The following is an 11,096-nucleotide window of genomic DNA, read 5'->3' on the forward strand; positions in this document are numbered from 1 at the left end:
CGCATCGACCGCACATCCAGCATGCTACCGGGCCTGTGGGAGAAGATCCGGTAGCAGTGGCCTTCGGAGAGCACGTCCGGTCCGCACCGGTCTTCAAAGGTGCTGGTTCGGGCAGCGGACGCCCCGGTTCGAAAGGTGTGCTCCGGCCGCGACTTCGATGTCGACCTGGGTCCCGAAAGCGAGCCGGTCTGACAGGTGCAGGGCATGTCCGGGCCTCGCCGCGGCGCCTTGACGGGGCGCTTCCCTCGCTCGCGTACCCGGTGGGAACCGTCGACCTTCCGTGCTCGACGACCACGAACCGATTCTTCTAGGACCGCCCGGCGACAGGCTCGCGATCTGTCACATTCCCTGCGGATGCCGGGAACAGCCCAGAAGCGGCAGCATCGCGGCGACCGGAGCGAGGGCCGGCCGGGCTGGACCGGCGGGGCGTACGGCTACGTGACCGCGCGGATGGACCCAGGAGCACCAGGGCGCGCCCACGGTGGAGGCGCCCGGGTGTGCGCGCTCCTGGCGGCCTCTACGTCGTCGTCCCGGGATCGCCAGCTCGGCACCGCCCAGCGCGGGCCTGGCGCCACCTGACCGGATGGGCCTGGCGGGCGGCGTGGGAGAGGAACAGCCCGGCGTTCCTGGCCCCCGTCGAGAGCGAGCGGTGCGCCTGCGGCGCTCTCGTGCTGATCGCGCGGCGGGCCGGGGGAGAATCATGCTGCGAGCGCACCAAAAACGCACGTCATGCGTTCGAGGATCTCACGATGATCGATCAGACAGCCGATCGATGCGGGTACGAAAAGTGTGGACCTAGGTGGACTTGAACCACCGGCCTCTTCCTTATCAGGGAAGCGCTCTAACCGACTGAGCTATAGGTCCGGACAACGACTGCAACCATACAGGACGGCGGCGCCGGGGTGGGTACCGGCGCCGCCACGATCGCGCTACTGGTCGCTGAGGGTCACTTCGATACCGCCGATCATCTCGGCGCAGAGGTTGTAGAGCAGGGCACCGAGGGTGGTCAGGGCGGTCATCAGGATCACGTTGATCGCGCCGATGAGCAGGCTGATCTCCATGGCCCGACCGAACGACAGCCAGCCCCGCACGTCACCCGCGCTGCTGTCGGTGAGGGTGTCGGCCGCGTCGGTGACGCTGTCGAACACGCCGATCGAGTTCAGGACGAACCAGAGCACCGCGACGGCGACGAGCAGGACGACGAAGACACACAGCGAGAAGGCGAAGCTCAGCCGGGTCACCGTGATCGGGTTGACCTTGGACAGGCGCAGCTTCGCGCGTCGGCCGGCGCCCGGTGGGCGGGAGCCGCCACCGGAACCGCCTCCGCCGGGCCTGGTGCCCTCACCGCCGCGAGCAGCACCGCCCGGTCGGTCCCCGGGGGCGGTGTCGAACTGGCGGGCCAGCGCGTCGGGCGAGGTCGTGGTCATCGGACGGCCGGGACCGGCGGTGCCGGTGCGGGTGCCAGCGGCCGGGGTGGTTGTTGGTGCGGGGCCAGCGGTGGCCGCGGGGCCCGCACCGGTGCCTGGTCGTCCGTGCACGGTCGTCGCGGCGGACGCGGCGGGCGTCGCGGCCTGCACACGCGGCGGTGCGGCCGGCCGGACACCGTCAGGAGCGGCCCCGCGCGGCGGCGTGGCGCGGGTGCTGTCGGGCTTCGTGGCACGGCTCCTCGTCGTGGATGGCGAACGGACCAGGGACATCGTGTCGTTGTCCCTGGTCCGTTCGGCCGGGGGCTCGGTACGGGCAGTGGACCGGTCGATGCCGCCAGCGGGCGTCGACGCGGGGGACCTCGCGGGCGACGATACGGCGCCCGCCTCGAGTTTGCGGGTTGCCGAGGCCGAGGCCGAGGCCGCCCCCGAACTCACCCTGGCCGCGGATGACGTGCCCGCGGACGAGCTTCCCGGCGACGACTTGCCTGGTGACGACGTTCTCGCACCCGATCCTCCCGCGCCAGAGGCCCGAGCGGGCGGTGGCTGGCGGGTGGTCGCCGCCGCGCTGGCGTTCGGTGGTTCCGCCTCGCCCCGGCTCGGGTTGCTCGCCCATGAACCGCCCTGGTCTTCCAGGCTGTCGGAGTCGTCCGTCGCCGACTGTCCCGACCGCTGGAAGAACGGGCTCGCGCTGGCTGACTCCGCCGCGCGGGACGCACCGGTTCGACCGGAGTCACCGTTACCGGCACCCCCAGTGCTCCCATGGCCCCCCGCGCCCCCAGGACCCCCGGCGCCGCCGGTGTCCGTGTCCCCGGAACGAGCGGGACCCTGGGAACGAGCGGTTCGGCTGGAGCCCTCGGCGCCGGTGCCCCTCGCCAGGCCGCCCGATGACGGTCCCGAGTCACCCGTCACAGGCATCACCATCGTCTCGCCGTCCCCGTCAGCCGTCCCACCACCACCGGACGCACCGCTACTGACGGACGCACCGCCACCGGCGGACGACCGGCCGCCGGACGCGCCACGACCGGGGCCGACATCCTTCGAACCAGCACGTTCCGAACCAGCACGGTCCGGATCGGCGTGATCGGAACCAGCACGATCGGAGCCGGCGGAGGCAGCGCCGCGCTGGGCGCCCGGCCGGTCAGGCCGGTCATCCTGACTGTCGCTCACGGACCACTCCCGGTTCGCTTCCGGGCGACGCACGCCGCTCGTGCGCCCGCCCCTGCCACGCGACCGCATCGCGCGGTGCCACCTGGACGCGCTGCCGGGGCCGGCACCGCGACGCGGACGGCCGCCGCCCGGCGTCGAGCTCCACGGTCCGGGACTCAGCCGTCCTGGGCCGGGGAACCGTCGCTGGCGTCGGTGTCCTCCACATCAGCATTACGCGCCACCCCGACGACCTGCACACCGGATTCCAGATCGATGAGGCGCACACCCATCGTCTGGCGCTGCGCTCGGCGGACGTCCTGGGCAACAGTGCGCAACACACCCCCGTTGGACGCGATCGCGTAGAGCTGGTCGTCCGGTTCGACGACCAGCGCGCCGACGAGCCCGCCGCGGGTCGAGACGATCTTAGCGGTGAGCACACCCTTGCCGCCGCGGCCCTGCACCGGGTACTCCGCCAGCGGCGTCCGCTTGGCGTAGCCGCCGGAGGTCGCGACCAACAGGTCGGCGGTGCTGTCGGGGACGACGACGTCCATGGACAGCAGTTCGTCCTCGGCGTCGAAGCGCATGCCGATCACACCGGAGGTGGCCCGGCCCATCGGGCGAAGCTGGTCGTCGTCGGCGTGGAAGCGGATCGACTGGGCGTTGCGGCTGACCAGCAGCAGGTCGTCGCCGGGGGCGACCAGGCGGGCGGCGATCAGCTCGTCGTCGTCGCGCAGGTTGATCGCCACCAGGCCGCCGGCCCGGTTGGAGTCGAAATCGCGCAGCGAGGTCTTCTTGCACAGGCCACGCTTGGTGGCGAGCACCAGGTACGGCGACACCTCGTAGTCCTGCAGAGCGATGACCTCGGCGATCCGCTCGTCCTGGCCGAAGGCGAGGATGTTCGCGACGTGCTGCCCCTTGGCCGAGCGGGCCTGCTCGGGCAGTTCGTGCGCCTTCGCCCGGTACACCCGTCCCTTGTTCGTGAAGAACAACAGCCAGTGGTGGGTGGTGGTGACGAAGAAGTGCTCGACGATGTCGTCCTCGCGCAGCGCCGCGCCCTGCACACCCTTGCCGCCGCGACGCTGCGAGCGGTACAGGTCGGTCTTGGTGCGCTTGGCGTAGCCGCCGCGGGTGACGGTGACGACGACGTCCTCGCGGGCGATCAGGTCCTCGATGGACATGTCGCCCTCGAACGGCACCAGCCGGGTGCGTCGCTCGTCGCCGAACTTCTCGACGACCTCGGCGAGCTCCTCGCCGATGATCTCCCGCTGGCGGGACGGTGAGGCGAGGATCGCCTCCAGCTCGGAGATCCGGGCCCGCAGCTCCGCGGCCTCGTCGATGATCCGCTGGCGCTCGAGGGCGGCCAGGCGGCGCAGCTGCATGTCCAGGATCGCGGTCGCCTGGATCTCCGAGAGCGTGAAACGCTCCATCAGCTGGCCGCGGGCGGCTTCCGCCGACTCGGCGTTGCGGATGAGGCTGATCACCTCGTCCAGATGGTCGAGCGCGATCAGCAGACCGTCCAGGACGTGCAGCCGCTCGCGGGCCTTGCGCAACTGGTAACGGGTGCGCCGGACGATGACGTCGACCTGGTGCTCGACGTAGTAGCGGATCATCTGGTCGAGGCGCAGCGTGCGCGGCACCCCGTCGACGATCGCCAGCATGTTGACGCCGAAGGTGTCCTGCAGCTGGGTGTGCTTGTACAGGTTGTTCAGCACAACCTTGGCGACGGCGTCCCGCTTGAGGTCGATGACCAGGCGCTGACCGATACGGGCCGAGGTCTCGTCGCGGACGTCCGAGATGCCGGTGACCTTGTTGTCGCGGACCAGCTCGGCGATCTTCTCGGCGAGGTTGTCCGGGTTCACCTGGTAGGGCAGCTCGGTGACGACGAGCTGGGTGCGGCTCTTGTTCTCCTCGACGTTGACGACCGCCCGCATCCGGATGCTGCCGCGGCCGGTGCGGTAGGCGTCCTCGATGCCGCTGCGCCCGACGATCAGGCCGGACGTGGGGAAGTCCGGGCCCTTGACCAGGCCGAGCAGCGCCTCGAGCAGTTCCTCGTCGGTCGCGTCGGGGTGGTCGAGCGCCCACTGCACACCGGAGGCGACCTCACGCAGGTTGTGCGGCGGGATGTTCGTCGCCATCCCGACCGCGATGCCGCCGGCCCCGTTGACCAGCAGGTTCGGGAACCGGCTGGGCAGGACCAGGGGCTCCTGCGAACGGCCGTCGTAGTTCGGCGCGAAGTCGACGGTCTCCTGGTCGATGTCGCGCAGCATCTCCATGGCCAGCGCGGCCATCCGGGCCTCGGTGTACCGCATGGCCGCGGGCGGGTCGTTGCCCGGCGAACCGAAGTTGCCGTTGCCGTCGACCAGCGGATACCGCAGCGACCAGCTCTGCGCGAGCCGGACGAGGGTGTCGTAGATCGCCGTGTCGCCGTGGGGGTGGTAGTTACCCATGACGTCCCCGACGACACGGGAACACTTGAAGTACCCGCGGTCAGGGCGGTAGCCGCCGTCGTACATGGCATACAGCACCCGACGGTGGACGGGCTTGAGCCCGTCCCGTACCTCGGGCAGCGCGCGTCCGACGATGACCGACATGGCGTAGTCGAGATACGACCGCTGCATCTCGACTTCGATGCCGATGGGTTCGATGCGGTCAGCGGGGGGTGGCGGCAGGACGTCGACCACGGGGTCCTTCCAGGGCAAGAGGGATCAGTCGTCAGGGGGACGGGCAGCCGTCCCGGGGTGCGCTGGCTCAGATGTCCAGGAAACGCACGTCCTTGGCGTTGCGCTGGATGAAGCTGCGACGAGCGTCGACATCCTCGCCCATGAGCACGGAGAACAGTTCGTCGGCGACGGCCGCGTCGTCCAGGGTGACCTGCAGCAGGATGCGCCGGTCCGGGTCCATGGTGGTGTCCCACAGCTCGGTCGCGTTCATCTCGCCGAGACCCTTGAACCGCTGGATGGCGTCCTTGGGCAGTTTGCGCCCGGCTTCCACCCCGCGCTGGAGCAGACCGTCGCGCTCGCGGTCGGAGTAGGCGTACTCCCAGTCCTCACGACCCCACTTGATCTTGTAGAGGGGGGGTTGGGCCAGGAAGACGTGACCGGCCTCGACCAGCGGACGCATGAACCGGAACAGCAGAGTGAGCAGCAGCGTGCGGATGTGCTGACCGTCGACGTCGGCGTCGGCCATCAGCACGATCTTGTGGTAGCGCAGCTTGGCGATGTCGAAGTCGTCGTGGATGCCGGTGCCCAGCGCCTGGATCAGCGCCTGGACCTCGGTGTTCTTCAGGACCCGGTCGATGCGGGCCTTCTCCACGTTGAGGATCTTCCCGCGCAGCGGCAGGATCGCCTGGAACTTGGAGTCCCGACCGCCCTTGGCCGAGCCACCCGCCGAGTCACCCTCGACGATGTACAGCTCGCAGCGCTCCGGGTCGGTGTACTGGCAGTCCGACAGCTTGCCGGGCAGCCCCGTGCCACCGAGCAGACCCTTGCGCCGGGTGAGGTCCCGGGCCTGGCGGGCGGCGATCCGGGCCCGCTGCGCGTCGAGGGACTTGCTGACGATCGCCCGCGCCTCGGTCCGGTTCACCTCGAACCAGTCCTTGAGCGCCGAGTAGCACATCTCCTGGACGAACTTCTTCGCCTCGGTGTTACCGAGCTTGGTCTTCGTCTGCCCCTCGAACTGGGGCTGGGCGAGCTTCACCGAGATGATCGCCGTCAGGCCCTCGCGGATGTCGTCACCCGAGAGCCGCTCGTCGCCGCCGCGGGCCCCGGCCTTGACCGGCTTGAGCAGGTTCTGGTCCTTGGCGTAGGCGTTGACGGCGCTGGTCAGCGCGGCGCGGAAGCCCTCCTCGTGGGTGCCACCCTCGTGCGTGTTGATCGTGTTCGCGAAGGTGTAGACCGACTCGGAGTAGCCGGCGTTCCACTGCATCGCGAGCTCGGCCTCGATGCCCGTGCCCTTGGACTCCAGCGAGATCACGCTGCGGTGGATCGCGTCCTTGGTGGCGTTGAGGTGGACGACGAAGTCGACCAGGCCGTTCTCGTACCGGTAGGTGGACTGGAGCTCCTCCTCACCGCGCTGGTCGATCAGCGTGATCGACAGGCTCTTGTTGAGGAAGGCCATCTCCTGGAGCCGCCGGGAGAGCGTCTCGTACTTGTACTCGGTGGTCTCGAAGATCTCCGGGTCCGCCCAGAACGTGACGGACGTGCCGGTCTTCTTCGACGGACCGGTCTTGACCAGTGGCTTCGCCGGACGGCTGGCCACATACGGCTGGAACCAGACGTGCCCGTCCACCTGGATCTCGACGTCGAGCCGGGTGGACAGGGCGTTCACGACGCTGACACCGACGCCGTGCAGACCACCGGAGACCGCGTAGGACTGGCCGTCGAACTTGCCTCCCGCGTGCAGGGTGGTCAGCACCAGCTCGACCGTCGGCACCTTCTTCACCGGATGCATGCCGACCGGGATGCCACGGCCGTTGTCGACCACGCGGACGCCGCCGTCGGCCAGCAGGGTCACGGAGATCGTGTCGCAGTAACCGGCGAGCGCCTCGTCCACCGCGTTGTCGACCACCTCGTAGACGAGATGGTGCAGGCCGCGCTCCCCGGTGGAGCCGATGTACATGCCCGGACGCTTGCGGACCGCGTCGAGACCTTCGAGAACCTTGATCGAACTAGCGTCGTAGGCCACGCTGCGGGTCCCCTCGTTCTGGGCGGAAGTATCCACCAGTCTACCTCGCGACCCGTTATGGCGGACGCAGGGTGACCCCTGACGCTGACACAGCGCCCCGAGCAAGGGGATGGTGAACTCCCCTACCCGACCGACGTCGTTCGGCCTTCCACGCCGTCACGAGGCCAGCCGACGCCCGATCGACGAGCGACTGGACGAGATCAACCGTAGGTGTCCCGGGGACCACGCCCGCCGGTCCGGATCGACCCGTGACGCCAGGACGGCGCCGTCGGCCCACGCACCGTGATCCGTTGGACGACCCGAGGGCCGAACTCGCGGTGCAGGATCGCGAGGATCTGCGGCGCCAGCATCCGCATCTGGGTGGCCCAGGCCGTCGACTCGGCGACCAGCTCCAACTGGCCGTCACGCAGGGACACCGGGGTGCAGCGTTCGGCGATGTCCGGCCCCACGATGACGTCCCAGCGGCTGAGCACACTCGCGTCCGCCGCCTGTTCCCGCCAGCCACGCGAGGCGAGCAGCCGGCCGATCGCGGACCCGAACGCCAACGGCTCCCGCCACTGCCGCCCCGGCCGAGCGATCCCCGGCAGCTGCGCCAGCCGGGGCGGCTGGCCGTCGTCGTCCGCTCGACGCCGCCCACCGACACCGCCGCTGCCACCGCCTTGGAACCGGCCTCCCGGGCCGCCGGGGAACGCCGCGCCCGCCACGCCGCCGGCCGGATGGTCACCGCCGCCCGCGTCACGGTCCTGGCCCGCCTGGCCGCGGCCGGCTCCGGACCGGTTCGGGTCCGGCGTCGGACGTCGGCCCCGGGCTCGATCCCGCGCGTCCTGTTTCGCCTGGGCGAGCACCTGCCGGGCGAGATCCGCCCCGCGCGCGGCGGCCGCCGCGGCCGCCGCCGGGGACACCTCGGACGGGTCAGCCGGCATGGCGCACCTGCGCGTCCAGAACCGTGTAGCGGGTACCGGCCAGTTCGACGGGCACGTCCTCCGCCACCGCGGCCGTCACCAGCACCTGTTCGGCGGGGGCGACCAGTGCGGCGAGCCGGGCCCGGCGGCGGGCGTCCAACTCGGCGAAGACGTCGTCGAGCAGCAGGACCGGTTCGCGGTCATCGGCTCGCAGCAGCTCGAACGAGGCGAGCCGCAGCGCCAACGCCAGCGACCACGACTCACCATGGCTCGCGTAGCCGCGGGCGGGCCGGTCATTGATCGACAGCGCCAGATCGTCGCGGTGCGGTCCGACCAGGGTCATCCCGCGCTCGATCTCCCGGGAGCGGGCCGCGGCCAAAGCCCCGTGGATGGCCTGCGCCAGCCGGGCACGGTCGCCACCGGCGGAACCGACCGTGGGCGCGTCATCGCCGGACTCGAGGGCGGCGCGGTAGTCGATGGAACTGGTGTACTCCAACGCGATCGGGACCTCGGCGCCGGCGACCGACCGGTAGGCGGTGGCCACCGCCGGCCGCAGCGCCTCGACCAGCGCCAGCCGGGCGGCGAGCACCTCGGCGCCATGCGTGGCCAGGTAGCCGTCCCAGACGTCCAGGGTGCGCAGGTCACCCCGACCGCCGGAACGTCGGGCCGCGCCGGCCGTGCGCAGCAGCGTCGAACGTTGCCGGACCACCCGGTCGTAGTCGGCGAGCACCGCGGCCAGCCGGGGCGTGCGGGCGACCAGCAGTTCGTCGAGGAACTGCCGCCGTCCAGCCGGGTCACCCTTGACCAGCGCGAGATCCTCGGGTGCGAACAGGACCGTGCACAGCAGGCCCAGCACGTCGCGCGCCCGGGACACCGGTGCCCGGTTCAGCCTTGCCCGGTTCGCCCGTCCTGGGACGATCTCCAGCTCGACCAGCGCCGCCCGGTCGCCGCGCACGATCCGCGCCCGCACCACCGCCCGTGACGCACCGTCACGTACCAGGGCGGCATCGGCGGACACCCGATGGCTGGCCAGCGTCGCGACATAGCCGATCGCCTCGAGCAGGTTCGTCTTGCCCTGGCCGTTGCTGCCCACGAACGTGACAACCCCAGGACCCAGCGTCAGCTCCAGCGACGGATACGACCGGAAATCGACGAGGGACAGATGGGTGAGATGCACGTCATCCGTTCAACCGGATCGGCATCAGCAGATACCGGTAGTCGGGCAGTTCGCCGTTGTCGTCGGCGGCCAGCTTGCCCGTGAGGATCGCCGGCTTGCTCGCCGCGACGGTGGGATCGTCGGCGCTGGCGAAGCCGATCCGCACCACGTCGGACTCCAGGGCGCCCAGCGCGTCCAGCAGGTACGACGGGTTGAACGCGACGGAGAGCTCCGGACCGTCGTAGCTGACCGGCAGTGTCTCGGTGGCCTGCGCCTCACCGCCGGTGCCGGCCTCGAGCACCAGGTGATCCGGGGAGAACGACAGCTGCACCGGTGCCGTCTTCGCCGCGACCAACGCCACCCGTCGGACGGCCTCCTGCAACGAGGCGATCTCCAGCTGGGCGATCAGCGGTGAACTGTCCGGCAGCAGCTTGCGAAACGGCGGGAACTGACCTTCGAGCAGCCGGGTGGTGGTCTGCCGGGTCGAACCCGCGAAGCCGGCCAGCGTCTCCCCGGACGGCCCGGCGCCCAGCGCGATGGACACCTCGACACCCGACCCGGACAGCGACTTGGCCGTGTCCAGCAGGGTGCGGGCCGGCACCAGCGCGACCGTGGCCGGGGCGCCGGGGAACTCGCTGGCCTCGCCGGCGGGACGCCACTTCAGCGTGCGCACGGCGAGGCGGTAGCGGTCGGTCGCGGCCAGGGTGAGGGAGTCGCCCTGGATCTCGATCCGCACACCGGTCAGGACCGGGAGGGTGTCGTCACGGCCGGCGGCGATCGCCACCTGCGCGACGGCCGCGGCGAAGGCGCTGCCCTCGATGCGCCCGGTGACCGGGGGCATCGAGGGCAGCGTCGGGTAGTCGTCCACCGGGAGCATCGGCAGCGCGAACCGGGCGTTCCCACAGGTCAGGACGAGCCTGGTGCCATCGACGGACAGGTCGACCGGAGCGGCGGGGAGGGCTCGGGTGATCTCGGCCAGCAGCTTGCCGTTGACGAGGCCGCGGCCCTCCTCCTCGACGGCGGCGTGCACCGTGCTCTGGGCGGCGACCTCGTAGTCGTAGGCCGCGACCTTGAGCAGCGGACCGGTGGCGTCGAGCAGGAGTCCCGACAGCACCTGCAGCTGGGTGGTCGGCCGGCTCGGCAGCGTGCGGGCGGTCCAGGCGACCGCCTCGGTGAATTCGTCCCGTTCCACCCGGAACTTCATGGTTAGCCCCTCCTGTCGTTCCCACCGGCTCGTTCTCACCGGCGTTCGGAGTCGTTCCGTTGGGAACACCGATCAGCATCCCAGAGTGCCAGGCGCCACCGACGGGCGGCTGGCCCCAGCCCCAGCCGCTGGCAGGAGCCCGCGACGGCGGACGGCCGACCTCCTCCCGACCGCCTGATCGCGCTTCTGCCTCCTGATCAGAAGAAGCTTGATCGTCCAACGATCCGATCATGATCGTTCCGGATTCGCGATCTTGAAGCGAGTTTTCCACATCCCCTAGTACTTGCAGTTCTTGATTTTTAAATTTTTAAATTTGAGATCTTAAGAGCCGTCGTAGTAGGGGATGTGGAAACTGGGGATAACTCGAGTTTTCGCAGGTCAGAGCCCCTGTAGGCCGGTGCAAAACCTGTGGGGGCCGCTGTGGATCGGCGCAGGAGATATCCACAGGCCGGGATCGCGTCCACAGGGACCACACTGTCCCTCCACACCGGATCCCCGAGTTATCCACAGTCTGTCCACGGCCGCTTCCACCGATTTAATCGCGTAACTGGTCAGGTAGCGCTTTGATCGTGGGTTAG

The 11,096-nt window shown here is 70.2% G+C and carries 6 protein-coding genes and 1 tRNA gene; all 7 read right to left on the minus strand.

Features of this window, described 5'->3' with window-relative positions; genetic code table 11:
* Positions 1-790: 790 nt before the first annotated feature.
* A tRNA-Ile gene (locus tag G6R24_RS13285) sits at positions 791-864 on the minus strand.
* A 65-nt stretch (positions 865-929) separates the two neighbouring features.
* Complete coding sequence (locus tag G6R24_RS22385; RefSeq protein ID WP_225438478.1) at positions 930-1,427, minus strand: DUF3566 domain-containing protein; 498 nt, start codon at positions 1,425-1,427, stop codon at positions 930-932.
* A 1,322-nt stretch (positions 1,428-2,749) separates the two neighbouring features.
* Complete coding sequence (gene gyrA, locus G6R24_RS13295; protein WP_163549566.1) at positions 2,750-5,254, minus strand: DNA gyrase subunit A; 2,505 nt, start codon at positions 5,252-5,254, stop codon at positions 2,750-2,752.
* Positions 5,255-5,321: 67 nt separating this feature from the next.
* Positions 5,322-7,256, minus strand: coding sequence for a DNA topoisomerase (ATP-hydrolyzing) subunit B (gyrB, locus tag G6R24_RS13300; protein ID WP_163549569.1), 1,935 nt, complete (start codon positions 7,254-7,256; stop codon positions 5,322-5,324).
* 200 nt (positions 7,257-7,456) lie between these two features.
* Positions 7,457-8,179: a DciA family protein gene (locus G6R24_RS22390; RefSeq protein ID WP_225438480.1), complete on the minus strand. Its 723-nt coding sequence runs from the start codon at positions 8,177-8,179 to the stop codon at positions 7,457-7,459.
* Positions 8,169-9,335 carry a DNA replication/repair protein RecF gene (gene recF, locus G6R24_RS13310; RefSeq protein ID WP_163549567.1) on the minus strand — a complete coding sequence of 389 codons (1,167 nt, stop codon included), beginning with the start codon at positions 9,333-9,335 and terminating at the stop codon, positions 8,169-8,171. Before recF ends, G6R24_RS22390 begins: the two co-directional genes overlap by 11 nt.
* Before the next feature lies 1 nt (position 9,336).
* Positions 9,337-10,518 carry a DNA polymerase III subunit beta gene (gene dnaN / locus G6R24_RS13315; protein WP_163549568.1) on the minus strand — a complete coding sequence of 394 codons (1,182 nt, stop codon included), beginning with the start codon at positions 10,516-10,518 and terminating at the stop codon, positions 9,337-9,339.
* Between the last annotated feature and the right edge of the window lie 578 nt (positions 10,519-11,096).

Origin of the sequence: Candidatus Frankia nodulisporulans (genome assembly GCF_902806475.1) — a bacterium.
Taxonomy (GTDB): Bacteria; Actinomycetota; Actinomycetes; order Frankiales; family Frankiaceae; genus Frankia; species Frankia umida.

Excerpts from the sequence above, each read along its gene's own strand:
- G6R24_RS22390 (WP_225438480.1), bottom strand. The coding sequence starts at position 8,179 with ATGCCGGCTGACCCGTCCGAGGTGTCCCCGGCGGCGGCCGCGGCGGCC.
- G6R24_RS22385 (WP_225438478.1), bottom strand. The coding sequence starts at position 1,427 with ATGACCACGACCTCGCCCGACGCGCTGGCCCGCCAGTTCGACACCGCC.
- dnaN (WP_163549568.1), bottom strand. The coding sequence starts at position 10,518 with ATGAAGTTCCGGGTGGAACGGGACGAATTCACCGAGGCGGTCGCCTGG.